Below are 26,474 nucleotides of genomic sequence, written 5' to 3' on the forward strand. Positions count from 1 at the left end.
ATCCCGTTGGCGTACACCATGAATCAGCTTTCGCAACATACACGCGGCTGCCGCAGAAAATCAACAGGCTTCACGCTGGTCGAGTTACTGGTAACTCTGGTCCTGCTGACCTTGCTGGTGACCTCTGCCAGCCCGGTGGTGCAGCTCAATGCCAAGCGCGAAAAAGAGCGCGAACTCAAGCGCGCCCTGTGGCAAATCCGCGACGCGATCGATGACTATAAAAGTGCGGTGGATCAGGGGCTGGTGAAAAAATCTGCCGATGACAGCGGCTACCCGCCCAATTTGCAGATTCTGGTGATTGGCGTGGCCAACAGCCAGGACCCTGCCAAGAAAAAAATCCGTTTTTTGCGCCGCATGCCGCGCGACCCCTTTGCCTCGGACCCGACCCTCAGCAATGCGCAAACCTGGCGTATTCATGGCTATGATGGCGCGGTGGATGACATGGCAAAAGATGTGTTTGATGTCAGCTCGCGCGCTACCGGTACCGGCATTAACCAGCAACCTTACAGCGAGTGGTGAGATGCGTTTGAAACGTGGATTTACACTGATCGAAATGCTGGTCGTGCTGGCCATTCTGGCCTTGTTGATGACCATCGTCACGCCCAAATTCATGCACATGCTGCAACGTGCCAAAGAAACCACCTTGCGCCACGATTTGCTGGCCATGCGCGATGCCATCGACAAGTTTTACAGTGACCGCAACAGCTATCCGGAAACCCTGGATGAACTGGTACAGCGGCAATACCTGAAAGCCATTCCGCCAGACCCGATCACCGACCGTGCCGATACCTGGGTGATTACCCTGCCGCCGGATATTGAAGAAAAAGGCAGCGTGTATGATGTGCATAGCGGCTCCAACATGATTGCCGAGGATGGCACGCCTTATGCGCTCTGGTAGGCGGCCACTGGCAGGTTTTGTCCTGATCGGCATGTTCATGCTGATCTTGCTGAGCGGGCTGGTCATGTCAGAAGCCACACAGCGCTGGCACATGCAGATGCTGCGTGAACGCGAGCACGAGTTAATCAAGGTCGGGCTGGCCTACCGCGATGCGATTGGCCGCTATTACAACCAGACGCCCGGTGTGGTCAAAACCTTTCCCCCCACGCTGGAAGCGCTGCTTGAAGATAAACGTTTCCCCACTGCTCGCAAGCATCTGCGCAAAGCCTATGTAGACCCCATCACCCAGCGTGAAGGCTGGGGCATTGTCGAGGCCCCCAGCGGGGGCATTATGGGTATCTACAGCCTGTCTGACAAAGCGCCTTTTAAATCCAAAGGTTACCGCGGCGAGTTAGAGCACCTCAACAACAAGCGCTATTACGGTGAGTGGTATTTTGTGTATTTACCGGCACCAGTGGTCGGCGCAAACCCCGCCTGATGGTTGAATAGATTAAAAACTGGTTTAAATGTGGTTGTTATCAGCCACCTTTGTAACGCTGAAAATAGCTAACTTCTTTAAATTCAAAGGGTTGCTAAATTGGCACTGATATTGCGGCAAGCCCAGTAGTTGTTTTCAAGGTCTGCCATCATGACGTATCTAAGATCAGATTCACTTGCATCAGGGTCACAGGGCATCGTGCACATGCTCTACCAGGAGCACCATGCCTGGTTGCGGGCATGGATTAACAAAAAACTGGGCTGTCCGTTTGGTGCAGCTGATCTGGCACAGGATACTTTCGTCAATGTGCTGCTGAAATCCGAATTGCCCGCCTTGCAAGAACCGCGCGCTTATTTGAGCCGCATTGCGCATGGCCTGATGGTGGACCATGTGCGCCGCCGTGATCTTGAGCGCGCATACCTGGAAGCTCTGGCGCACATTGCCCCGGCTGAAACCGGCTCGCCCGAAGCGCGCGCACTCATGCTCGAATTGCTGATGCGGCTGGATGCTATGCTCGACGGCTTGCCTGCTAAAGTACGCACGGCTTTCCTGCTTGCCCAGCTTGAAGGTCTGGGTTATGCCGAAATCGCTGCCAGGCTGGGCGTGACCACCCGTACTGTCGGCACCTACATGGCCACGGCCATGCTGCAATGCATGGCGCTCTGTCAGGATTAGATGCCGTGCGCCCCCCGCTGACAGAACCCCTGTTGCCTGTTCGCGCTGCACTGGCTGAAAAAATCACGCCCGCGATGCAGCAAGCCAGTCTCTGGTATGCGCGCTGGCGCTCGGATGACATGGATGAACAGGCCCAAGTTGCCTGGCAAGCCTGGCTGGAGGCGGATGACGCCCATCGCCAGGCATGGCAGCGTGTCGAAAGCATACAGCAACAGTTTGGCAAGGTCCCCGCTGCGCTGGCCGTGGCCACATTGCAGGCCCCACCTTCAGCTGAGCGTCGGCGCGTGCTCAAACAGATGGTGATCTTGCTTTCCGCCAGTGGCGTGGGCTATTACAGCTACCGTGAGCAGCCATGGCGCGGTGTGCTGGCCGATGCCAAAACCAGCGTGGGCGAACGCCGCCAGATCATGCTGACCGATGGCACCCGACTGCATCTCAATACCGATTCTGCCGTGAATATTCTCTACACTGACCAAGTCAGGGTAGTGGAACTGCTGCATGGTGAAATCATGATCGAAACCGCGCATGAGCAATTGGCTATCTATCGTCCATTCCGGGTGCTCACCAAACAGGGCAGTGTGACCGCACTGGGCACCCGTTTTGGCGTCCGCGATTGGCCACAAGCCGGGCGTGCGCTGATTAAAGTCAATGTATTTGAAGGCGAGGTTGAAGTGTTGCCATCACAAAGTACCGGCCTGCCTGTACACGTCATGGCTGGTGAATCGCTGGTGTTTTCACAGGTTAACACTGCCGCCAAAACCAAACTCAAAGCTACCGACATGGCCTGGGTCAATGGCTTGATCGTCGTGTATGCCATTCGCCTGCAAGACTTTGTACAAGAGCTTTCCCGCTATCATTCCGGTGTATTACGCTGCGACCCGGCTGTCGCCGAGTTGCAGATTTCTGGCGCTTTCCCCACGCAAGATATGGAAGCCATTTTACAAACCATCGCGCAAACCCTGCCGGTGCGCATTCGCCGTTTTACGCGTTACTGGACAACACTGGTGCCGGTTTAGAGATAAGCACTGACCATTCATTTTTTCAAAAAAATCGTATTGAGACTTTTGCACCAAGCAAACACATTTCTAAAAACGCATCATTTGTCATCCTCGCGTAAGCGGGGATCCATATAAGTGATTGATTAAAATGGATTCCCGTGTTCGCGGGAATGACAGAGTGTTGGTTAGTCAAAAATAGTATCTTTATTTAGTTCGTGCAAAAAAATCACATTTTTATTTCCGGTTTTTATTTTTCATTCGGCATAGCTGTATTCACAGAAATTTTTGCCAGATGCAGGAAAACCTCGAATGAAAAATCGCAAAAAAAACTGGCGTTCTGCGCCAGTGCTGCGCCAAAGTAAACTCAGTTCACACCACTGCTGGGTGCTCGCCAGTTGTTTGTTGTTTGCAGGCATGGCCACTGCCGAGCCACTCAATACCGCCTTGCCCAAAAAAACCTACAATATCCCGGCAGGAGACCTCAGTGACACCTTGCCCGGCTACGCCGCTGAAGCAGGTATTTTGCTAGGCTTTGATCCCGTACTCACGCAGGGCAAACGCGGGCATGTGCTTAACGGCCAATTCACTTTGCAAGAAGGCTTTGAAACCATGCTCAAAGATACCGGGCTCGAAGTCATGCAAGATAAAGCCGGGCACTACCAGCTGCGGCGAGCTGCCCCCAAACCCAAACCGATTCCTGGAGCGCCAGACAAAGAAGATAAAACCCTCAAGCTTGACGGTGTAGAAGTGCGCGCCAAGCGCTTCTATGAAATCGGCCCTCTGCCTGGCCTGGGTTTAACCAAAGAAGAAATTCCCGGCAACGTGCAAAGCATTTCGGCTAAAGAAATTAAAGAGGCTCATGCATTAAGCATTACCGACTTAATGAACCGTAAGCTGCAATCAGTCACAGTCAATGACTACCAAGGCAATCCGTTCCAGATGGATGTGCAATACCGTGGTTTTACAGCAGGCCCACAAATTGGTACTCCACAGGGGTTGAGTGTGTTCATTGATGGCATTCGCGTCAACGAACCATTTGGCGATGTGGTGAACTGGGACATGTTACCCATGAATGCCTTAGCGAGTGTGGATGTATTTCCAGGCTCTAATCCTATCTTCGGTTTAAACACGCTAGGCGGTGCTTTTTCCCTTAAAACAAAAGATGGCTTTAATAACGCTGGCGCCGATGTTGATATTTTGACTGGCTCATTTGGGCGTAAGCAACTTCAAGTTGAAGGCGGCTGGAATAACGGAGAACTTGCGTTATTCGGTGCGGGAAATTTCTTTTTAGAAGATGGATGGCGCCAAAACTCACCTAGCAGGGTCAATCAGGCATTTGGTAAAGCCAGTTATCGTGGAGATAAGCTTGATTTAAGTTTTAGTACATTGTTGGTAAAAACGGAGCTAACTGGTAACGGATTATTGCCAAGCGAAATGTATGCACAAGACCCTACCAGTATTTATACAGCGCCTGATAAAACAACTAATCAACTTGCCCAGTTTCAATTAGCAGGGGCATTCCAAGCCACCGATACCTTTAGTATTACGGGCCAGGTTTATCGCAGAAATAGTAAACGTCATCAAGTGGGTGCGGATGTTTTTCGTGGCATAGATGATGATTTATTGGCACGTCGTATTCCGTCAGCGGCAGAGCAATATACTTGTGTGTTCAATAGTACCAACGGACGAGGGCTGCCAGACTATATAGTTGTAGATGTTGATGTGTCCAATGGTGAAGACCTTTTGGATCCAGGAGGTTTTATTGACACCTATTTCAGTACGATGACCATTGATCCAACAAAATCCACTTTGAATGGCACTTTGTCACCTGAGTTCGAGAAGTATTTTAAAAACCATTATGAGGTGTGGCAGAACTTCTATGAGAAGCAAGTTTATAACCGAGGGGTTGAGTTACTTGATGAAGGAAATACTGAAACTTGGTCCAATGGGCAGGCCTCATATTTTTCTAATGTTTTTGATGGACGGAAATTTGATTTAGCATTTGGTCCAGGGTCTGGTGATCCTCTTATAGCCAGTGATGAAAATTACTTTTATACCCCTGATGGCATTAAGCATTATGTGATGTTGTTGGCGCCAAGTAATGTCGATAATTGTAACGCTACACAAGATTTGGATAAGACCTCTGAAGATGGGGCCTTTACATATTTAGTACCTGGCGCAAATTCAACGGTGGCTACCGTAAATGGGGCTGGCAGTGGGACAGGGGGAGTTGTTTATGAGGTGGACCCAGATACAGGGAAGAAATATTACACCCCAACTGCAATTTTTACTGATAACCAGATAGATCAAATTGTAAATGGAGCCTCAGTCCAGTTGAACTGGCATTTTGATCATCATAAGGTCATGGTGGGGGCTTCTATCGATGCTTCTGATGCCACATATGCTAACAAGCAGCAATTAGGTTTATTAGATGCCCAACGTAATGCCTATTTGGCACCAGATGATATTCACCCGATGTTTGCAGGCGCTGATCAATGGATCAGCAATAATGATTTCTCAGGCACACAAAATACTAAAAGTATTTATTTTAGTGAGAACTGGAGCCCAGTAGATAACTGGCATTTCAGTTTATCGGGACGGTATAACCAGACACAAACCAAAAATAAAATTGCTGCACGTCGTGGGATAGGCGCTTATGAAATCGGTGATGTCATTTCTTACCCCGATTCTTATAATATTTGTACAGACCCTCCAGCTTGTACCGGAGTCTCAACCCAATATCGATTACCTCGAATTTCCAATGCACTGGATTCTGCAGAGACTGAGAAATTCAGCTATTACTCGTTCAATCCGCAGATAGGCGCAAGCTGGCAAGCCCGACCCAACTTGAATTTATATGCTAACTGGGCACAAGGGACGCGTGTGCCGAGTGCTATCGAATTAGGTTGCGCCTTGGATCATGGCTCGACGGGTGTATTTTATAGCGATGGGCAAGGAGGTACATATGAAGTGCCAAAGAGTGTACTTGAAAATCGACAATGTACTTTGCCTACTACGCTTTCTGGTGACCCTTATCTACCACAAATCAAGGCTACTACTTATGAAGTTGGAGTGCGTGGTTCGGTCAGTGAAAGCGTTCAATACAACCTGACTGCTTATCAGACAGATCTTAAAGATGATATCTATTTTGTGGCAGTGGGAAATGGACAGGGATTCTTTGATACCGTTGGTAAAACTCGTCGCAGAGGAGTTGAAGCTGGCTTAAAGGGCAGTGTTGATAGGTTCCATTTTGGAGTGAATTACGGTTTGACGGATGCCACTTTCCAGGATGATTTCCTGATGTTCAGTGATGATAATAGTAGTGGTACATATATTCCAGGGCTTGGAAACAGCGTGATTAATGTGAAACCTGGAGACAAAATGCCCGGCGTTTCCATGCACAACGTCAATGCAAATTTGAGCTATGACCTGACTGATAGTTGGAATGTCGGAGTGAGTATGGTTGCGCATTCAGATAGCTTTGTTCGAGGTAACGAGAATAATGAACATCAGGTCGGAGTGTCACGTTCTTTCACTGCCATTCGTCTGATTGATGATGGTGCAGGTAACTTGATTCCAGATGTATTTACTAGAACATTACAACCTACTACCAATCCAGGAACTGTGCCTGGCTATGCAACTTTCAATTTGCAAACCAGTTATCGCATCAGTAAAGAGTGGACTGCCACCTTGTTGGTCACTAATCTTTTTGATAAAGAGTACTTCACGGCAGGCCGGTTGGGGCGCAATCCATTCTCACCAAGTGTAGCAGGCAACATTGGCCCCGATGGCTATAACCATAACTCTGATGATTGGCGGAGCACCAACTTTATTTCACCTGCAGCTCCAAGAGGAGTCTGGTTTAGTTTGAATTGGCACTTTCAGCCGGATTGATACATGCTTTCTGATGCGGATTGGTTGGTTTAATCCACAAATGCGTAAAGTTGTGTTAACGACATCAGGGTTTTGGGTCCCCCAGCGATAAAACAATATGAGAGATGCAATGGGACTTTTTCCCGATTGTGTTGCGGATTTTAATGAGGCGTAGATGGTTGTGTTTAACCAAGTTGGTTGCTGAGCAGTTTGGGTGGTTGATTTGCGCAACCACTGCTTGTTTGAGTGGCTGGTAGGCAACATGCTTTTTGCGAATGTGGACTTTAATTGAGTGGGGAATAACGTGGACATGGTGCCTGATATTGTTGATGTGGTGTTGTATTTTTTGGGCCTTTTGTCAGTGGTGGTGTGGTCCATCATCATTATGAAAGCCTGGGCGTGGATTAAAGCTGATGCAGGCGGCAAGTCGTTTTTGCAGGAGTGGAACGCCATGCGCAATTTGTATGAGTTGCCTGCTGTGCTGGAACACTCAGAGAGCAGTTTTGCCCGTTTGTGCCGTGCAGGCATGACAGCCCTGAACGAGGCGTTGGCCAATGCCATGCTGGAGAAAGAAGAGCGCCATGAAATGGTGTTGCTGTCACTGCGTCAGCAGGCCTATTTGGAGCACCGTCGCATGGATGGCGGTGTGGCCGTGCTGGCCAGTATTGGCTCTACCGCACCGTTTATCGGCTTGTTTGGCACGGTGTGGGGCATTATGAATGCGCTAAAAACCATTACGGCTACCGGTTCGGCGGGGCTGGATGTGGTGGCTGGGCCGATTGGCGAGGCGCTGATTGCCACGGCGATTGGCATTGCCACTGCCGTGCCTGCGGTGCTGGCTTACAACTACTTTATGCGCAAGCAGAAAACGCATCATGCCGATATGGAGCAGATTGCAACGCGTTTTCAGGCTTTGCTGACCAAGTCTGGCGTGGAGAGTTAAGCCATGGCCATGCTGAATGATATGGAGCAAGAGGGGCTGGTGAGCGAAATTAATGTCACGCCACTGGTGGATGTGATGCTGGTGTTGCTGACCGTGTTTATTGTAACGGCGCCGCTGCTGATGAATGCGGTCAAGGTAAAGTTGCCCAAAGCCAGTGCCGAAATCGCGGTGACCATCCCCAAAACAGCCCATGTCAGTGTGACAGATGTCGGGGATGTGTTTCTGGATGAGCAACGCTTGTCACTGGACACACTCACCACTGAGTTGAAGGTACTTAAAACACGCGACGATGCCGCAGTGGAAATTTATGCTGACGAGCACTCGCAATACGGCGCGGTGGCCAAGGTGATGGCGGCGATTCAGCGTGCAGGCATCAGCAAGTTTAGCTTTGTGATGGCGCCAGATGCAGGTAAAGCCGTGCATGACTAGTGGGCTGGCGATGGAGGATGACGGGCAGTTTCAGGTATGGCGTGCCATTGTGCTCTCGCTGCTGTTGCATGCGCTGGTGGTGGTGTTTTATCCGCGCTTAAGTCGTATAGCGTTGCCGGAGATCCCCGAGCGTTTGGAAATTGAGCTGTTTTCGATGAAAACCCGGCCAGCGGTGACACAGCTTGCAGAGACCAAACCAGAGGTGCCTGTGCCACAGCCACCTCTTAGTCAGCCTCCCCCTGTGAGCAAGGCAGAAGCTAAACCGAAAGAAGTGTTGGCTACTAAAGAACCCGCTACGCCGCAAGACTATCGCGTGTCAGAGCCAGTGGTGGCGCCTAGCGAGCCTGTAGCCCCGGCACCAGAAACAGCAGTGAGCAAACATCAGGCCGCTGAATCTGCAGCACCCGCCGCCAGTATTGACCACGCGGCAAAAGAAGCGCGCGAAAGTGCTGCCGCGGCGCAGCCCGCCAAAATGACAGATGACGAAGAAATTGCGGCTACCGATGATGAGGCCTGGGATGGCTATGGCAAGCAATTGCATGACATGGTGAGCAAGAGCAAGCGCTATCCTGCAATTGCCATCCGCCGCCATATGGAAGGCGATGTGAAAATTGTGGCGCAGTTTGTTAAAGGCGAAATGGTGCAAGTGACGCTGGTGGATGCCAGTGGTCACACGCCACTGGATGAAGAGGCGATCCGTATGGTGAAAAAAGCCATTGCGCAGTTATCGGTGAAGGGCAGTCTAGCCAAAAAGTCGTTCAAGGTGACGATTCCTGTGTCATTCCGGTTGGATTCATAGGGTTTCTGGATCTGATAGTGGGTCTGGATTGAATAGAGAGCCAGGATTGAGTAGTGCATTGGGGTTTCATCATTAAAAAGGGTCGCAACATAAAACAACCATAAAAATAGCTTGGTTGTTGGGGTCACAAAAGGCAATCTCCCTCTGCCTCCCGAGTGTGATCCCGACCTTGGGCCCCTACTTCAACATTTCCTCCGAGATGTTGAAGTAGGGGATTTTTTTACAGATTGAGTGACTTTTGCACCCACTAAAAAAGTGACTATTTTTGACGAAAGTACCAACATTCTGTCATTTCCGCGTAAGCGGGAATCCATTTTAATTAATCACTTATATGGATCCCCGCTTACGCGAGGATGACAAGGTGATGCGTTTTTAGGCATGCGTTTGCTACGTGCAAAAGTCTGATTGATATCAACAAAAGACAGGGCTATTAATGGTTTCTAACAAAATTAAAAAAATAATGATTGGCTTGGCCGCATTGGTGAGTTTCAACGCTGAAGCCAAAGTTGAGCAGTTTCTGGAAAGCTTTTCCGGAGTGTTTGCGCAGGATGTCATGATTGATGCGGATTACTTTTCTGGTCAATCCACCTTCTACAGCACCATTGCCAGCTTGACCACAAACCACGAAGTAATCTCATTTTTTCCAGATTTTTATTTTGCATTTGGGAGCTTTACCCGCACCGATAGCACAGGCTCGTTTACAGGGATGTTCGACCTGAGTACGCAAGTGCCAGACTACAGCAGTACGAATCTGCAACTCAGTGGCACCTTTTATATGCAAAACCTGGATAGCGTGGCAAACACCGGTGCCTATGCCAATGCTTTTTTTATGGGAATGGCAACCGGCTACGTAAATAATCAAGTGCTCAATCTGACGATTGACTGGACCATCGTGACCCCGGATAGCATCAGTAGTGTGCCTGCACCGCCAACCGCATGGCTATTTGCGAGCGGGTTGCTCATGCTGGGTTTGGCTCACTCAAAGCGTAAGCAAAGATCTGAATGTGCAATTTATTAAGGCATGCATTTGTATATTTCACGGCTGAACGGGCATTTAACGCACAGCATTCAACATGTGAAATTGGTTGTTATCAGCCAGCCTGGTGGTTGATTTGCTTTGATTTAAGGCCAGCTTAACGGCGATGGATGCTGGCAGGGTGAGTGAAATCAATAAGTTAGGTGTTCTGTTGCCATGGCATGGATATTGCGGTTTAACCAGCATGGATAAAACATTGACATGGTGCGGGATTAATCTGGAGTGGGCCTATAGCGACCTGCTGGGGTATATCCGCTACAAGGTCGCGTGCCCGCATCAGGCAAAAGATATTCTGCATGATGCGTTTATCCGTTTTACCGTCTCGGGCAGTGCCAACCGTGATATCGAGCCGCATGCTTATATCCGCAGCATTGCCAAGCATTTGATTGTCGATGCCTACCATGCCAACCAGCGCTTTGTCTCGCTGGATGCCGATGCGGGCCTCCAGCATGCGTGGTTGAATGAGCCGACATTGTCGGTCGAGCATCTTAATGACATCAAGCAGCGGCTGGAAGTAATACAGCACATTCTGGAGCAATTGCCACCACGCTGCCGGCAAGTGTTTTGGATGTACCGGGTAGAAGGCTACACCCACAGCGAAATTGCAGCAAAGCTGGGCATCAGCAAAAACATGGTAGAGCGGCACGTTATGCGCGCCATTCTGGATTTAAGCAGTGCACGTGCATTGATTGCAGCAGACTAATTAAAGATGACCACATAACCATGAGTCGCATAATGGGTAAACATGAAGACAACATCAGGCAAGCGGCTGTCCGCTGGTATATGCGGATGCGTGAGGCTGCGCCAGATGCGCCGGAGCGGACCACATTTGAAATGTGGCTACTGTCTGACCGCCGGCATCAGTCTGCCTATCGTCTGATTGAATCCACCATGGAAGATTTTACCTCGACTGATCGCTTGAGAAACTTGTCGAATGCCATGACGCAAAAGCAGTTTTTCGAGAAAACACAGCGCAGCAAAAAACGCTCAAAACTTGCCTCCGGTTTGGCTACGCTGGTGCTATGCCTCGGCTTGGGCTGGTTAGGGCATGGCCAATACCAAACCTGGCAAGCCGCACCGGTTTCACAGCAAACCCAAAACACTGCGGTGGCGCAAATTATCAAGCGCACGCTGGAAGATGGCTCCGTGATCACGGCGAACGCCAACAGCACCCTGGAGATCACCTACTATCGCCATCAGCGTCTGGTGAAACTCAAACAGGGTGAAGCCATTTTTGAAGTCGCCAGAGATGCCGAACGGCCTTTTGTGGTGGAAACCGCACAAGCCAAAGTCACGGTGCTGGGCACCCGCTTTGCCGTTAACCAACTGGCTAACCGCGTGCGCATTAGCGTCGATCATGGCAGCGTGCACGTGGCACGTGCCGATGGCCGTGCAGGCAGTTTGATTTTGCATCACGGACAAGTGGCCGAAATCGTACTGCGCGAAGCGCCCGAGTACGTCAACCGCAATGCCGCCGATGGCTTTGGCTTTGCCAAAGGCATGATGATGTTTGACCGTGCCGATATGTTTGAAGTGGCTGAAACCTTGTCACGCTACCGTCAGCAGCCCGTAAAAGCCATGTTTTTTGGCGATAACACTCCCAAAATCAACGCCGTACTCAAGGCGGGCGAGGTTGAAGAGTTTATCCGCAACTTGCCAAGCTCGGTACCCGTTGTATTAAATCGCAAGCCGGACGGTCTGGTGATTGAACCCGCCAGATAAATATTTACAACTTTTATTGTCATCCCATATCAGGTGTTTTGCAGGCTCGCCAGTTACATCACTAACAAGATGTAATTTTTGGACGGGCTATGCAAAACTACACCATTAAACAAGCCGTGCTGGCAGCGGCCATCGGGGTCACTTTTCACCTGCACACCCCTGCGCATGCCGCAGAGTTCAACACCCAGCTCCCGGCTGATCCCGGCGATGAGTTTCAAATCCCCATCACGCTCGACATGCCAGCACAGCCACTGGCCGCAGCTCTCCGCCAGTTTGCCATTCAAACCAACCTCTCACTGACCGTAGATAGCGCCCTCATCGTTGATAAAAAATCCCCCGCCGTCAAAGGCCGCATGGCGCGTAAAGAAGCCTTGAAGCGGCTACTTGATGGCACTGGCCTGCAAGGCAAGATTGACGGTGAAAAAATAGTAATTCAACGTGCTGTAAAAGCTGAAACGAAGTCGGTGGATGTAGACAAGGTGGAGGTGCGCGCCAAACGCTTTTATGAATTGGGTCCATTGCCTGGCTTGGGTTTAACCAAGGAAGAAATCCCCGGTAACGTGCAAAGCATTTCGGCTAAAGAAATCAAAGAGGCACATTCGTTAAGTATCACGGATCTCATGAACCGTAAGCTGCAGTCAGTAACGGTGAATGATTACCAGGGCAACCCATTTCAAATGGATGTGCAGTACCGTGGTTTTACCGCAGGCCCACAGATTGGTACTCCACAAGGCTTGTCAGTATTCATCGATGGTATTCGAGTAAACGAACCATTTGGCGATGTAGTTAACTGGGACATGCTACCAATGAATGCGCTTGCCAGCGTGGATGTATTTCCAGGCTCTAATCCTATCTTCGGTTTAAACACGCTAGGCGGTGCTTTTTCCCTTAAAACAAAAGATGGCTTTAATAACGCTGGCGCCGATGTTGATATTTTGACTGGCTCATTTGGGCGTAAGCAACTTCAAGTTGAAGGCGGCTGGAATAACGGAGAACTTGCGTTATTCGGTGCGGGAAATTTCTTTTTAGAAGATGGATGGCGCCAAAACTCACCTAGCCGGGTCAATCAGGCTTTTGGTAAAGCCAGCTATCGTGGCGATAAACTCGATTTGAGCTTAAGCACCTTACTGGTGCAAAACAAATTGGTGGGCAATGGGTTGCTACCGAGTGAAATGTATGCCCAAGATCCTACCAGCATTTTTACTGGACCTGACAAAACTACGAATAATCTTGCTCAGTTTCAATTATCAGGTGCATTTCAAGCGACGGAGACCTTTAGTGTGACTGGTCAGGTGTATCGCCGCAATAGTCGCCGTCATCAAGAGGGGGCTGACGTGTTTACAGGGATTGAGGATGACGCCTTAGCACGTCGTATTCCTTCATCTACAGAGCAATATACCTGCTTGTTTACAAGTAGCGCAAATAATCTTTATGGTGTGCCAGATTACGTAGTCGTTTCAATTGCTGAAGATAGTCCGGGCTCTGGGACATATGACTCCTTTAGCAATTCATTCATCTTAGATGCGCTTGGCGGATTTGCAGACTTAAGCACGGATTCAACTGGCAATACATTAACAAACTATTCAGATGCAGTATTTAATGCCGAAGTACCTGAATACTATGCAAATGTGTTGAAGTATCAATACACTTATTTTAGAAACCTGTGGGAAACCAGAGTTTATAACAGAGAAGAGGAGTCTGTAGCGTTTGCTGGGGCTTCGCCTGAGTTTAGCGGTACAACTGAGGGTGGGGAGGATTCTTATCGACTAGCCGATTTTCGGGTAGGTACATTCCCAACAGCATCAGGAGCAACCGTTTATTTCAATTTAGACAATTTTTATTATTCCACAGTCAATGGTGTCAATTATAAAAATTGGTTGATTCTCACAACGCCAACTAATAATGACAACTGTACTGCCACTCAGCTTGCGGATGCGACAAACGAGCAGGGCAAAGGTGCTTTTACCTACATTGCGCCAAATACTAATACGGTAGCTACAGTGGATGGTGCTGGTAGTGGAACAGGTGGGGTAGTCTACGAGGTTGACCCTGATACCGGTAAAAAATATTACACGCCAACTGCGATATTTACCGATAACCAGATTGACCAAATCACCAACGGCGCTTCAGTGCAGCTCAACTGGCACCTTGATCATCATAAAGTGATGGTGGGGGCTTCTATTGATGCCGCAGATGCTACTTATGCTAACAAACAACGCTTGGGCCTGTTGGATGCAAGCCGTAATGCGTATCTTGCCCCAGATGATATCCACCCAATGTATGCAGGTGCAGATCAATGGGTCAGCAATAATGATTTTTCTGGCACACAAACTACTAAGAGTATTTATTTTAGTGAAACCTGGAGCCCAGTTGATAACTGGCACTTCAGTATGTCAGGCCGCTATAACGATACTCAAACAAAAAACAAAATTGCGGCGCGCCGTGGCATAGGTGCGTACGAGATCGGTGATGTGATTGGCTATCCAGATCTTTACAATATTTGTACTGATGCAGCCTGTACCGGTGTTTCTACAAATTACACCATACCTAGAATCACCAATGCACTGGATAGTGCTGAAACAGAGAAGTTTAAGTTTAACTCGTTTAATCCGCAATTGGGCGCCAGTTGGCAAGCCAGGCCAGATCTCAATCTTTATGCAAACTGGGCTCAGGGTACACGCGTGCCCAGCGTGATTGAGCTAGGTTGTGCACTGGATCACACTCCTTCTGGCATATTTTCAAGCGATGGAAATGGCGGAACTTATGAAGTGCCAAAAAGTATTGCTGAGAATCGCCAATGCACCTTACCAACCACCCTCTCAGGTGACCCTTATCTGCCACAAATTAAAGCAACCAGTTATGAAGTGGGGATGAGGGGTACGTGGGGTGAGAGCACACAATGGAATATCAATGCGTATCAAACTGATCTCAAAGATGACATCTATTTTGTAGCCATTGGTAACGGTCGAGGATTCTTTGACACTATAGGCAAGACCCGTCGTCGTGGTATTGAGGCTGGCTTTAAAGGAAATGTTGATAGATTACATTTTGGTCTTAATTATGGCCTCACCGATGCTACCTTTCAGAATGATTTCCTGATGTTTAGCGCTGATAACAGTAGCTCCAGAACTATCAGTACGCTAGGTGAAGGGGTGATTAATGTGAAGCCGGGTGATCGCATGCCTGGCGTTTCGCTACATAACCTAAACGGGACGCTCAGTTACGATCTCACCGATAACTGGAATGTCGGTCTGACCATGGTCGCACACTCTGATAGCTTTTTGCGTGGCAACGAGAATAACGAGCATCAAGTGGGTGTTTCACGCACTTATACCGCTATTAGGCAGGTAGATGATGGCAGTGGCAATGGTACGACTAAAGCTGAGGTTTATACCCGTACATTAGCGCCTACCACTAACCCAGGTAAGGCGCCCGGTTATGCGACATTCAACTTTCAAAGTAGTTATCGCTTCAATAAAGAGTGGACAGCCACAGTGCTAGTCACCAACTTATTTGATAAAGAGTATTTCACTGCTGGTCGCCTGGGCAGAAACCCTTTTTCACCGAGCGTATTAGGCAATATTGGGCCTGATGGCTACAACCATAACTCTAATGATTGGCGCAGCACTAACTATATAGCCCCGAGTGCACCGCGCGGAGTATGGTTTAGCTTGAATTGGCATTTCCAGCCAGATTAATGATTCGGCACTTTAATTTAGGAGAAAGTCCCAATGACGCCAGGTGAAAGCTTAATTAAATTTATGCTGGCGGGTAAAAATTGAGAATTAAAAGGCATTTGTGACTACCAAGCAAAAGAGGTGGCCCCGTTTAGTTGGACAGCAAAACATATGGGGTCAGATACCGTCTTGAATTGCAAGCCCCTTGAGTGGAATTTCTGCATCAAAAGGTTTACCTGACTTAATTACTCCGTAAATCAAATGCACCAATTTTCGCATCACCGCGCCGATCACCGCTTTAGGTGCCAGCCCGTTTGACCGCATTCTCTCACCAAAGACCTGTAACGTGGGAAGCTTAGGGTCAGATACCGTCTTGAATTGCAAGTCCCTTGAGAGGAATTTCCGCATCAAAAGGTTTGCCTGATTTAATCACCCCGTAAATCAAATGCACCAGCTTGCGCATCACTGCACCAATCACTGCTTTGGGCGCCAGCCCATTTGAGCGCATTCTCTCACCAAACACCTTAAGCGCAGGATTATGTCGCAAAGCCACCATCCCCGGCATATAGGGCGCCTTTCGGAGCGCAGCATGCCCAGTTCTCGCAATCATGGTTCTACCTTTGACCGAACTGCCAGACTCACGCTGTTTAGGCGTAATCCCCACATAAGCAGCCAAAGCTTTGCCATTGGTGAATCGACGTACATCGCCTGCATAAGCCAGCACTTTGGCAATGGTGACATGACCCAATCCAGGTATCGTAGCCATCAACTCGGCATCCTGTTTTAACTCTGGATGTCCGTCAATATGGTCGTCAATGTCTTTTTCTATCTGGGTGATTTGTGCATTAAGCCAGTCAATGTGCTGCTGAACATGCCCAATTACCAACACCTCACCGCTAGCTTGATGCGCTTCGAGACGATTCATTTCTTGCTGGTGCATGTCTTGTAGCGCTTGTCGCCGCTCTACAAGGGCGCGTAACTGTCGATAGGCTGGGCTGGGTGGCACCCATAAGCTAGGCTGTAAGGCCATGCAGAATCTGGCCAGCAAGGCAGCATCGGATTTGTCTGTCTTATTTCTGGCAAGCTCACTTTGTGCAAAGCCTTTAATCCGTGCAGGGTTGACGACACTGACTTGCCAGCCAAGACTCACCAGCGCCAAAGCTACTTGTTCGCTGTATGGGCCGGTTGCTTCAAGACACAGGTGTGCTTGATTTGTACAGACTTCATACGCCAATAACCACTGATGCAATGCTTGAAATCCGTCTGCTTGATTGGGGAACACTTTGGATTTGAATTTACCGTGACGCATGATCACGCAATCCAGTTTACGTTTAGCCACATCAATACCAATATAGCTTTTATCCATATCACCATTGAGATTCATCGTTAACCATCCTCGTATGCAGGCTTTGCGCCCAAGTTACCGTTCGGTTTATAAACGTGAAACGAGTCGAGGCACCAATCTGACCCACAGGCTTTGATATTATTGGCCTAAAGTCTAGCCGATGTCACTCGACTCAGCTGACTCAATCACAGGCAATAGTGTAAGGCTTGTCGGAGATTTTTGTTCAGCAATGACATGATACGAGATACCGTCTGACCGTTGTTTGTGGTAGCCCCTCGTTTGTGTTTTGACAAAACTAATACACAGCGTTTAACTACTCAACCTTAGCATCAATACCAAATGGTCAATAGGCGAGGGCTGAAATCCGTAATGTTGGTAAAACGCTCTTGCTTTGTCATGCAGCGCATGTACGAGCAGTGCGCGGGCACCTAAATTTTGCGAAACAGTCATCGCGCGATTCACAGCATCTTGCAACAATGCTCCGCCGAGTTTTAACCCTTGTGCACGTGTATCAACTGCGAGACGTGCCAGCACGAGCACCGGGATAGGGTCTGGCATATTGCGGCGCACGCCACCTGTTGCCATTTGGTGCGTGATTGCGCCAGCAGCAAGTGCGTAGTATCCATATACCTGCTGCGATTGATCGGTAACAACAAATGTTCTGCTTGCGCTACTGGATTGGTTGGCAAGTGCCCGGTGTTTGAGCCACTGATCTAACACCGCCTCTCCACAAGTAAAGTGGGCTAACTGATGATGTGCAGCCAGTGGCTCAGGTGCATTGAGGGCCAGGCTCATGTTTTTTGCCAGGGGGCTTTCACCGCTAGTAAGCGTTCAAGGCCAGTATTTTGTTCTGGTGGCGCATCTAGCAGTTGTGTAAATCGTTGATATTTTTCCGCATCCAGCGAAAAGCAGACATGATCAAGCAGCACGGCTTGGGCACGCTCGCAGGCGGCTTCAAGCATAAAGTCTGATCGGTTTTTACCTAGCAGGCTGGCTGCTTGATCAATCAAATCTCGCTGTTGGGGCAGTGCACGTAGATTAATAGCGGCAGCACGCATCATGCAATCCTTTTGTGTATACGTTAGATATACGAATTATCTATTTTTGTATAGCTATTGTCAATACGGGGCTGTTTATGTCATTAGCTGACTTTGTTGCTGACCCTGTTTTTGCCACTATTTTTTGCTTTGCAACTGGGTGAATTGCGTCTTGTAATCTTCTACCCATTGTTGCGCATGCCTGCGTTGTTTGGCGCTTGTCGTGGCATGCAGGCTTGCGATGGTTTCACACGTGAGTTGCGTGACTTTTTCGATATACGTCTGATAAGCGACATTAGGGCTATTTTGCATGCGCTCAAAACCTGCGCGGACCAGTTGCGATTTTTCTTCGTTTGACGAGGCGGGATTTCGTAATGTCTTTAGAATAGTCAACGCATCTTCGTCGCGCCGCAAAATTTCGGCATAGATCATCGCCGGGTCAATGCCATGCTTGGCGATGCTTTGTTTTAGCATGTTTATTTGTTTTTCGTTTAAATCGCCATAGACCTTTTCAGCAAAATCTGTGGATTTTTCTAACCTGACTTCCCGCTGTTCTTCTGTCGTTTCCTGCCACCATTCGTCTTTCCATTCCTGGTTGCGTTTTTCCAGCTTTTTCTGCAAATGCTGCAGTTGTTTATCGCTCAGTGTATCGGCTACGTCCACGATGATAGGGATCATGTTTGTTTGAAGCGTTTGCGCATTGGATTTGATCGATTCAATACGCTGGCAGGCAGTTTGTGCACTCAGGTCATGACTTAAATCGTCGCTTATTTGATTCAACAATGAAACATAACGCGGTAACTCGTTTTTACGATGCCAGGCATGCAATTCCTGCAGTGCGGGCTTGAGTTTGGCTTTTTGCGCTTCGCTGAAATTAAAATAATCATCCAGCCGCCATGCGATCAGTGCAGGTGCGTTGTTGTAAGCGGTTTTTACCAGGCTACAACTGATCATTGGAAACGCGAGCAGGAGGATGAAAATGGGTTTGATTATTCGCATGGCTTTACGACCATGACTCATGCGCTAAGTTTGCGCTACCGTGAGGGATACGCCGAATAAATGGCTCCGCTAACTGTCTCGGCTCCTGCGTTCCGTGCGCCTTGCACTTTATTGCGCTAGCGAGGACGATTTGGCGGTGGCGGCGGTGGATAATATCCAGACCCCACTGTCGAAGAGGGCGTATTGGCCGCCTTGGAGTAGGTTCTTGCCATGCTGGCAGGGACCGGGATTTTATGTCCGGCCGCATACATGCATTGATAGTAGGCATTGTCATACTTATCCTGGGCGTTCATGCCGCTGATGGACGCGGTGTTGGCACCTGCGGCAGCGCCCGATAACCCGCCTACACCGGCCCCAATCGCAGCACCTTCACCGCCGCCAGTCGCTGCGCCGATGGCAGCACCGATGACCGTCCCGATAGCAGTGGTGCTTGCCAGGCTGGCGTTATATTGCTGGTTCACACTCTTGCCGCCAATTTGGGTGACGGCGTAATCACGGCAGGAGAGGTCATCGGCCCTGAAGTTGTTAAAGTCTTTGCCGGTGCCAGGCAGCGCCATATTGCTGGGGCCGGCGGGGTTGGTGACACAGGCTGCCAGGCCTAGGGTGAGGGCAATGACTGCCAGGGTGCGGGTTGTGCGCATGGTGGCCTCCTATTTCACCGAGGCGTTGGCCGGTGGTGTGGGTGTGACCTGTTTCCAGCCTGCCGGGCAGTCTTTCACGTAGGGGTAGTAGCTGTCTGACTGCTCGCAGTAATACCAGTATGACGCAGCATTGTTATTGGCCGCGGGGGCAGTCTGTGTGGCCGGTGCAGAGGCGCTGTTGTCTTGCTCGATATACACTTGTGATTGGGGTTGTGTAATCACCACGGGCGGCGGGGTGTACACATAGGGGTAGGGATATGGGTATGGATTATAGGCGTAGGGGAAAAACGGATAGGGTGCGCCGAAATAGAGGCCAATACCGCCACCGCCATGCCAGCCGCCGCGACCGGGTGGATGCGCCTGAGCGACCTGACTGCTGAAGGCAATCAAGGCAAACAGACCGATGAGACTGATGGATTTTAAATTGAACATAGCGCCTCCAGAAATGCATGTGTATATGGATTCTGACAGGCAATTGCGCAAAATTCTCCCGTTGGCAGGGGTCGGGTTTGTATCGGAGTGTATCTGTGTGGCCAAGCTTGAATGCGTTTGGCGCGCAGGCCAACCCTGTTTTTAACAGTACAGGCTAAAAGCAGGGTTGGCCTAAGGGTTACGCTTCTGTCGGGCTTCTGTACCTGGCTAGCCAGTGTGCATAAGGGGCGGGTAATACCCAGGCTGGATTTTCCTTACCCAGTTGCTTGGCCGCAAAATATGACCAGTGCGGGTTTTCAAGGTGAGCGCGGCCTATCATGGCGAGGTCGAGCGCTTCGTTCCGGATGGCGTTATCGGCCAGTGAGGGCGCGCCAAAGCCCCATGCGGATGAGACCGGAATACCGGCCTCGTTGCGCACGCGTTGTGCCACTGGCGCCAGAAATGCCGGGCCCCAGGGAATATTGGTTTGCGGAATGGTAAAGCCGACGCTCACGCTCAGCATGTCCAGCCCGCGCTGTTTCCAGGCTTTGACCAGTTGAATCGATTCATTCAGGGTTTCTTCATCGTTACCATCGTATTCAATCACGCCGAATCTTGCCGTGAGTGGCAGGTTTTCCGGCCAGACTTCACGAATCGCTTCCAGTGTTTCAATCGTAAAACGTGCGCGATTCTCAAAGCTGCCTCCGTAAATATCTGTGCGATGGTTGGCATGGGCTGAAGTAAAGCTTTGCCCCAGGTAACCATGGGCAAAGTGGATTTCCAGCCATTCGAATCCGGCATCCAGTGCGCGTTTGGCGGCAGCGACAAAGTCACTTTTTACACGGTCAATCTCATCAATCGTCATTTCCTTCGGCACACGTGGCAGGTCACCGCCAAAAGCAATCGCTGAAGGGCCTATCGGTTGCCAGGCACGCGGGTCATTTTCTGGCATATGGTCATCGCCTTCCCACGGTTTGTTGGCGCTGGCTTTGCGGCCCGCGTGTGCAATCTGGATGCCTGGCACCGCACCTGCGGCTTTGATGGCCGCTGCAATGGCACGCAGTTGTTCTGTCTGTGTATCGTTCCATAGCCCGAGGCAGCCTGGGGTGATGCGGCCTTCGGGTGCCACGCCAGTGGCTTCGACAATCACCAATCCGCTGCCACCACGCGCGAGGCTGGTGTAATGCGCCAGATGCCAGTCATTGGCGATGCCATCTTCTGCCATATATTGGCACATGGGCGGGATGGCAATGCGGTTGCGCAATGTGATGTCTTTTAAGGTGTAGCTTGAAAACAGGTCAGCCATAAACAGTCCTTTTAAAAAGTGTAGTGAACTACGGTGTTTAAATTCTATTGTTCGAATATAATCGAACAATAGAATTATAGCAAGCACTGTGATAAATTCAGGCCATGCGACAAATCAAACACCCGGCAATTGAACAAGTAGAATTGACAGACCTGATGTATGCGCTGTCTGACCCGACACGGCTGGAGATCGTTGCGCGCCTGGCCGCTGCCGGGCGCAAAATGACGTGTGGCGAGTTTGACTTGAATCGTCCCAAATCCAGCATGTCACACCACTTTAAAATTTTGCGCTCCGCCGGCCTGGTTGAAACGCTGATTGAAGGCACCGAGCATATGAATGCACTCAGAGTGGCCGATATTGAGCAGAAGTTTCCCGGTGTATTGCAGTCGGTACTCAAGGCGCTTGATCAAGCCTGATCCGGCTTGATCCTGACCCAAACGCGCATGAAAATAACGCCGTAAAGCAATCTATGCACACGATTAAAACGTATTTAATGGCCACCCTCGCCGCAGTATTTTGGGGCGCCAATTTCAATCTGGCCAAGCCTGTGCTGGCTGAAATGAGCCCATACATTGCCGGGGCCAGCCGTTATGTATTGGCTGCGGCTGTGATGGTGTTGATTGTGTGCGTCAAGAAAGATGCGATCCCTTGGCGCCACTGGAAGGCCTATTTGACGTTGGGCGTGGTGGGCGTGTTTGGCTTCAACCTGTTTTTCTTTCTGGGGATGGAGACTTCTTCGGCCATCAATGGCGCGTTGATCATGGGGCTGAACCCCTTGCTCACAGCGATTATCGGCTACCTGATGCTGGGTGACAAGCCGACCGTTCGGCAATTGATTGCGTTCCCGATTGGCATTGCCGGGGTGGCCATTGTGGTGCTGGGGGCGGGCGCCCACCTCACGGTGTCGATCGGTGATGTGTATATTTTAATCGCGAATTTCAACTGGGCACTTTATAACGTGCTGGTGAAAAAAAACATGCCGAAAGAGGTCAGCGGCATTGCAAGCACTGCGGGCATCATGAGTGTGGGCGCGGCTGCATTGAGTATCGCGGCCTGGATGCATGGTGACAGTGCTGTATTGCCGACCATGGGGGCAGGGTCGGCCCTGTTGATGATGTCTCTGTGCGGTGGCGTGTTGGCCTACCTGTTCTGGAACGCAAGCATCGCGCGTCTGGGTCCGTCAAAAGCAGCAATTTTCCTGAATCTGGTGCCAGTCACCACCATGGTGATCGCTGCATTTGAGCGTATGCCACCCACCCATGCGCAGCTATTTGGCGCTGTGCTGGTCATCAGTGCGGTAACGTTCAGTGCGTTTTCTCGGCCAGCAGCACGCTAGCGGTGAAGATTTGTGGCTGGAGCACGATGCTATGTACTGGTCATCGCGGCAGCAACCAGTTGTTCAATTTCATTGGTGATGTCTGTCATCACACTCGCCACCACCGCAAACTCTTTGCCTGCACTCCCTGATCTGGCTGCAATCACCTGCGCATTAAACGAGACGATTTTGGCTTCCTTGGCAATCTTCTGGATGCTGTGCATCAGGCTTTCCTGTTTCTTGCGCCTGACCAGTTCGCATCGTTTGGATTCGTGTTCGTAGGTCATGGTGACTTGATTGAGGATGGTCACAATCATGCCTGCCTCTTCACCCAATGTCTGAATGACTGACTCTGGCAGACTTGCGCTTCTCTCAAAAGTGTCGATGGCGTGTGTGCAACGTTGAATAAACTGCTGGATTTTCGCCTCATTGTGATCAGGCCCAAACAATACTTTTTCCAACGCATCAAAGCAAATGCCAGGATACTCATGGTTACCATTGACTAACAGGGTGTGGGTCTGCACAAATAAGGTCAATGCCTCTTTGGCCTGCACAATCGCCTGTGGCTGGTGCGCGCTGAACAGGATGTTCAGGACAATCCGTTGCGAGAGCATGCGCTGCCGTCCGGATAAATTGATCAGGGCCACCATCAAGTCACTGTTGATCATGGCATGCTGCGTGGGTTTATCCGTCTTTTTGAATGCGTTCATGGACATATTGTCAGCTTAGGAAGTGTGAAGTCTTGCGCTGCGGAACGGCTAGACATGGGTCTTGCCATGCACTTTTACCAAGCGCTTGAGTTCTGGCAGGCATGAGCCACAATTCGTCCCGCATTTCAGTTTGGCTTGCAGGGTGGGTAAATCCGCGCCCATTTCGCAGGTGTCGATGATCTCGTTTTCCGAAATATCAAAGCAGTTGCAGACAATCTTGCCACGTGATTTTTGACCGCTTGGCGGCGCGGCAAGCGGGGCCAGCGCCCATTTGCGCAGTGCGTCGGTAAACTGGCCTTCCTGCATGATCTGCTTCAGCCAGTCGGCGGCCAGCGTTTCGCCAATCAACCTGACACCGGTAACCTGGCCTTCTTCGACCAGAATCCGTTTGCTGACGCCGCGTTTTGCATCGTCCAGTGCCAGCATGGGCGCGTCTTCCACCATGCCGAGCAAGGTGTCGAGTTGTGCAATCACAGCGGGGTCTGGCGCTTCGCTGTGCGATGCACGCAACACCACCATGCCGCTGCCACGGCCATACAGACCAACGGTGGCATACTCAAATGCGGGCAACAGGGTACGTATCTGGGCGATCAGGTGTAAATCGTGGCAACTGCGCATGATGGTCATCTGCCAGGGCAGGGTGCGTTTCTCAATTTTGACCGCGGTGTGTTTCAGCTCCGGCTGTTTGGAGGTTTTATCAAAAGCAGGCGGCATCAGCGCATTGACGCCCAGGCCATGCATAAATTGCCGGCCCCAGTGCATGGGGATAAACAGCTCGGCAGGTTTGACTTCATCAGACTGCTGTACCTTGATGGTGAGGCTGCCGCGTTTATTACTGATTTTGACGATGTCACCGTTTTTAATCTGGCGCCGTTGCATATCATCTGCATGCATCGAGACTACCGGTTCTTCTGCGTGGTTATACAGTTGGGCCAGCGTGCCGGTGCGGCTCATGCCATGCCACTGGTCACGCAGGCGGCCAGTGAGCAGGTGAAAAGGGTGGCGGGCATCGGTTTTGTCTGCCGTCGCTTTATACACGGCATTGTGAAACTGGGCTTTGCCGCCGGGTTTTTGAAAAATACCATCGGTATACAGGCGTGCTTCTCCGCTGCTGGCCCCGTCCTTGAATGGCCATTGTTGCGGCCCCTGAGCTTCCAGAATCTTGTAACTCAATCCGGTGATATCGAGGTCACGGCCGCGTGTGCTTTCACGGTGTTCGTTAAAAATGGTTTCGGTATTCGGGTAGTTAAACAGGGTGCTGGTTTTGCCGAGCTTTTGTTCCAGGCGTTGCGCAAAATCGACCACGGCTTCCCAGTCATGCCGGGCTTCACCGGGTTTAGGTGCGGCTGGACGCACACGCGTAATCCGGCGTTCGGAATTGGTGACCGTGCCTTCTTTTTCGCCCCAGGTGGAGGCCGGTAAAAACACGTCGGCGTACTGGTTGCTGTCGGTGTTGTTAAAGGCATCTTGCAACACCACCAGCTCGGCGTTTTGCAGTGAAGCCAGCACATTGTTAAGGTCTGGCATGGAGTGCGCCGGGTTGGTACAGGCAATCCAGATCGCCTTGATCTCGCCACTGTTCACTGCGTCAAACATTTCGACAGCCGTTTTTCCTGGCGAGGCAGGCACGTCTGGCACGCCCCATAAACGGGCAACCTCCGCGCGGTGTTCAGCGTTCGCTAAATCACGATGGCCTGAGAGCAAGTTGGCCATACCACCTACTTCGCGGCCACCCATGGCATTGGGTTGTCCAGTCAGCGAAAAAGGCCCGGCACCTGGTTTGCCGATCTGGCCGGTGGCCAGGTGCAGGTTAATCAGCGCGGCATTTTTATCGGTGCCATGGATGGACTGGTTAAGCCCCATGCAATACATCGACAGGGTCGGGCCAGCGCCAAACCATTTGGCAGCCTGGATAATGTCGGCTTCACGGATGCCACAAATATCGGCGACCATTTTCGGCGTGTATTCGCGTACGGTTTCCTTGAGCGCTTCGAAGCCTTCGGTGTGGTTACGGATATAGGCCATATCGAGCAGGCCTTCCCACAGCATGACATGCAGCATGCCATGAAACAGGGCGACATCGGTGCCGGGTAAAATGGCCAGATGCAGGTCGGCAAACTGCGCGGTGTCGGTACGCCGCGGGTCTACGACGATAATTTTCATGTCCGGGTTGTTTGCTTTGGCATCTTCTATGCGGCGGAACACAATCGGGTGGGCAAAAGCGGTATTCGAGCCCGCAATCAACAGGCATTGCGTATGGTCGATATCCTCATAACAGGCCGGTGGGGCATCGGCACCCAGTGTGACTTTATAACCTGCGACTGCCGAGCTCATGCACAAGCGTGAATTGGTATCGACGTTATTGGTGCCGATCAGCCCTTTGGCCAGCTTGTTAAAGACATAATAATCTTCGGTCAGCAGCTGGCCCGAGATATAAAAGGCCACCGCATCCGGGCCATGGGTCTGGATGATGTCGGCAAAGCGATCCACCACATGGTCCAGAGCGCTATCCCAAGTCACTCTTTCTCGTGGCAAGTCGCGCGACAGGCGGACTTCCGGGTGTAACGCACGCGCATCGAGCTTGGCCGTCAGGTGCAGGGTAGAGCCCTTGGTACACAGGCGGCCAAAGTTGGCCGGATGTTCGGGGTCACCTTTGACGTCGACAATCTGCTTGCCTTCGGTGGTGATGATGACGCCACACCCCACGCCGCAATAGCAGCAGGTGCTGCGGGTTTCACGCCGTTGCGGATAAAACTGCACCGGCGCGGTCGTCAGCGCCTGGTCGTTCGCTTGAAGTTGTTGCTGTTGCGTCATACGTGACCTGTGTGGCTAAAATTGCAGATTACTTGTTTAATTGCAGATAGACGTTGCCGTCTTCGACTTTCACGGCAAAACAGGCGGTTTCACCGACATCCGGTTCATCGGCTTTGCCATCCACCAGGCTGATTTTCCAGCTATGCAGCGGACAGGCGACTTTATCGCCATAGACGATGCCCTGAGAAAGCGGTCCGCCTTTATGTGGGCAACTGTTGTTGAGGGCGAATACGCGGTCATCCTCGGTGCGAAATACGCCTATATCCACCTCACCATGGCGCACGACGCGTGCACCAAGGGCAGGAATGTCATTTAAGGGGCAAATTTTGGTCCAGCTCATGGGGTTCCTCTTCTTTTCTAAATCATCC

General features: G+C 50.6%; 25 protein-coding genes. 15 read left to right on the forward strand and 10 right to left on the reverse strand.

Features of this window, described 5'->3' with window-relative positions; genetic code table 11:
• Positions 1-18: 18 nt before the first annotated feature.
• From Q9291_RS03500 to Q9291_RS03560, 13 genes are all read left to right on the forward strand, one after another.
• Entirely contained in the window at positions 19-519 is a 501-nt protein-coding gene (locus Q9291_RS03500) for a prepilin-type N-terminal cleavage/methylation domain-containing protein (RefSeq protein ID WP_306388607.1), read from the forward strand.
• A gap of 1 nt (position 520) precedes the next feature.
• Positions 521-898 carry a type II secretion system protein gene (locus Q9291_RS03505; RefSeq protein ID WP_306388608.1) on the forward strand — a complete coding sequence of 126 codons (378 nt, stop codon included), beginning with the start codon at positions 521-523 and terminating at the stop codon, positions 896-898.
• Entirely contained in the window at positions 885-1,376 is a 492-nt protein-coding gene (locus tag Q9291_RS03510) for a type II secretion system protein (RefSeq protein WP_306388609.1), read from the forward strand. The genes Q9291_RS03505 and Q9291_RS03510 overlap by 14 nt, the downstream gene beginning before the upstream one ends.
• Before the next feature lie 150 nt (positions 1,377-1,526).
• Positions 1,527-2,051, forward strand: a complete 525-nt coding sequence (locus Q9291_RS03515) for a sigma-70 family RNA polymerase sigma factor (protein WP_306388610.1) — start codon at positions 1,527-1,529, stop codon at positions 2,049-2,051.
• A 5-nt stretch (positions 2,052-2,056) separates the two neighbouring features.
• On the forward strand, positions 2,057-3,067 hold the full coding sequence (locus Q9291_RS03520) for a FecR domain-containing protein (RefSeq protein WP_306388611.1): 1,011 nt from the start codon (positions 2,057-2,059) through the stop codon (positions 3,065-3,067).
• 291 nt (positions 3,068-3,358) lie between these two features.
• Positions 3,359-6,943, forward strand: a complete 3,585-nt coding sequence (locus Q9291_RS03525) for a TonB-dependent receptor (RefSeq protein ID WP_306388612.1) — start codon at positions 3,359-3,361, stop codon at positions 6,941-6,943.
• A gap of 289 nt (positions 6,944-7,232) precedes the next feature.
• Positions 7,233-7,865 carry a MotA/TolQ/ExbB proton channel family protein gene (locus Q9291_RS03530; RefSeq protein WP_306388659.1) on the forward strand — a complete coding sequence of 211 codons (633 nt, stop codon included), beginning with the start codon at positions 7,233-7,235 and terminating at the stop codon, positions 7,863-7,865.
• 3 nt (positions 7,866-7,868) lie between these two features.
• Positions 7,869-8,294 (forward strand): ExbD/TolR family protein, encoded by a 426-nt coding sequence (locus Q9291_RS03535; protein ID WP_306388613.1) that lies wholly within the window; start codon positions 7,869-7,871, stop codon positions 8,292-8,294.
• Complete coding sequence (locus Q9291_RS03540; protein ID WP_306388614.1) at positions 8,287-9,093, forward strand: energy transducer TonB; 807 nt, start codon at positions 8,287-8,289, stop codon at positions 9,091-9,093. The genes Q9291_RS03535 and Q9291_RS03540 overlap by 8 nt, the downstream gene beginning before the upstream one ends.
• Positions 9,094-9,526: 433 nt before the next feature.
• Positions 9,527-10,111: a hypothetical protein gene (locus Q9291_RS03545; RefSeq protein WP_306388615.1), complete on the forward strand. Its 585-nt coding sequence runs from the start codon at positions 9,527-9,529 to the stop codon at positions 10,109-10,111.
• A 139-nt stretch (positions 10,112-10,250) separates the two neighbouring features.
• On the forward strand, positions 10,251-10,832 hold the full coding sequence (locus Q9291_RS03550) for an RNA polymerase sigma factor (protein WP_306388616.1): 582 nt from the start codon (positions 10,251-10,253) through the stop codon (positions 10,830-10,832).
• 32 nt (positions 10,833-10,864) lie between these two features.
• Positions 10,865-11,851, forward strand: a complete 987-nt coding sequence (locus Q9291_RS03555) for a FecR family protein (protein WP_306388617.1) — start codon at positions 10,865-10,867, stop codon at positions 11,849-11,851.
• Between the two features lie 89 nt (positions 11,852-11,940).
• Entirely contained in the window at positions 11,941-15,549 is a 3,609-nt protein-coding gene (locus Q9291_RS03560) for a TonB-dependent receptor (RefSeq protein WP_306388618.1), read from the forward strand.
• Positions 15,550-15,889: 340 nt separating this feature from the next.
• On the opposite strand, the gene Q9291_RS03565 is transcribed toward Q9291_RS03560, so the two are convergent.
• The 7 genes from Q9291_RS03565 to Q9291_RS03595 all read right to left on the reverse strand — a co-directional run bounded on the left by Q9291_RS03565 (position 15,890) and on the right by Q9291_RS03595 (position 21,267).
• On the reverse strand, positions 15,890-16,912 hold the full coding sequence (locus Q9291_RS03565; protein ID WP_306388619.1) for an IS110 family RNA-guided transposase: 1,023 nt from the start codon (positions 16,910-16,912) through the stop codon (positions 15,890-15,892).
• A gap of 270 nt (positions 16,913-17,182) precedes the next feature.
• Positions 17,183-17,668: a GNAT family N-acetyltransferase gene (locus Q9291_RS03570; RefSeq protein ID WP_306388620.1), complete on the reverse strand. Its 486-nt coding sequence runs from the start codon at positions 17,666-17,668 to the stop codon at positions 17,183-17,185.
• Positions 17,665-17,934: a type II toxin-antitoxin system TacA family antitoxin gene (locus Q9291_RS03575; protein WP_306388622.1), complete on the reverse strand. Its 270-nt coding sequence runs from the start codon at positions 17,932-17,934 to the stop codon at positions 17,665-17,667. Before Q9291_RS03575 ends, Q9291_RS03570 begins: the two co-directional genes overlap by 4 nt.
• Positions 17,935-18,048: 114 nt before the next feature.
• A complete protein-coding gene (locus Q9291_RS03580) occupies positions 18,049-18,864 on the reverse strand; it encodes a DUF6279 family lipoprotein (protein WP_306388623.1) in 816 nt (271 codons plus the stop codon).
• 161 nt (positions 18,865-19,025) lie between these two features.
• Positions 19,026-19,550 (reverse strand): YMGG-like glycine zipper-containing protein, encoded by a 525-nt coding sequence (locus Q9291_RS03585; RefSeq protein WP_306388624.1) that lies wholly within the window; start codon positions 19,548-19,550, stop codon positions 19,026-19,028.
• Positions 19,551-19,559: 9 nt separating this feature from the next.
• Entirely contained in the window at positions 19,560-19,982 is a 423-nt protein-coding gene (locus tag Q9291_RS03590; RefSeq protein ID WP_306388625.1) for a hypothetical protein, read from the reverse strand.
• A gap of 178 nt (positions 19,983-20,160) precedes the next feature.
• On the reverse strand, positions 20,161-21,267 hold the full coding sequence (locus tag Q9291_RS03595; RefSeq protein ID WP_306388626.1) for an NADH:flavin oxidoreductase/NADH oxidase: 1,107 nt from the start codon (positions 21,265-21,267) through the stop codon (positions 20,161-20,163).
• A gap of 104 nt (positions 21,268-21,371) precedes the next feature.
• Here Q9291_RS03595 and Q9291_RS03600 point away from each other — a divergent pair, with 104 nt between their 5' ends.
• Both Q9291_RS03600 and Q9291_RS03605 read left to right on the forward strand, forming a co-directional pair.
• Positions 21,372-21,683, forward strand: coding sequence for an ArsR/SmtB family transcription factor (locus Q9291_RS03600; protein ID WP_306388627.1), 312 nt, complete (start codon positions 21,372-21,374; stop codon positions 21,681-21,683).
• Between the two features lie 53 nt (positions 21,684-21,736).
• A complete protein-coding gene (locus tag Q9291_RS03605; RefSeq protein ID WP_306388628.1) occupies positions 21,737-22,603 on the forward strand; it encodes a DMT family transporter in 867 nt (288 codons plus the stop codon).
• Between the two features lie 29 nt (positions 22,604-22,632).
• On the opposite strand, the gene Q9291_RS03610 is transcribed toward Q9291_RS03605, so the two are convergent.
• Genes Q9291_RS03610 through nirD form a run of 3 tightly spaced genes read right to left on the reverse strand, consistent with a single transcriptional unit; the run spans position 22,633 to position 26,446 of the window.
• Positions 22,633-23,298: a type IV pili methyl-accepting chemotaxis transducer N-terminal domain-containing protein gene (locus Q9291_RS03610; RefSeq protein WP_306388629.1), complete on the reverse strand. Its 666-nt coding sequence runs from the start codon at positions 23,296-23,298 to the stop codon at positions 22,633-22,635.
• A 42-nt stretch (positions 23,299-23,340) separates the two neighbouring features.
• Positions 23,341-26,106 carry a nitrate reductase gene (locus tag Q9291_RS03615; RefSeq protein ID WP_306388630.1) on the reverse strand — a complete coding sequence of 922 codons (2,766 nt, stop codon included), beginning with the start codon at positions 26,104-26,106 and terminating at the stop codon, positions 23,341-23,343.
• Positions 26,107-26,134: 28 nt separating this feature from the next.
• Positions 26,135-26,446 (reverse strand): nitrite reductase small subunit NirD, encoded by a 312-nt coding sequence (gene nirD, locus Q9291_RS03620; protein ID WP_306388631.1) that lies wholly within the window; start codon positions 26,444-26,446, stop codon positions 26,135-26,137.
• Between the last annotated feature and the right edge of the window lie 28 nt (positions 26,447-26,474).

Origin of the sequence: Methylophilus aquaticus (assembly GCF_030769565.1) — a bacterium.
GTDB classification, from domain to species: Bacteria; Pseudomonadota; Gammaproteobacteria; order Burkholderiales; family Methylophilaceae; genus Methylophilus; species Methylophilus aquaticus.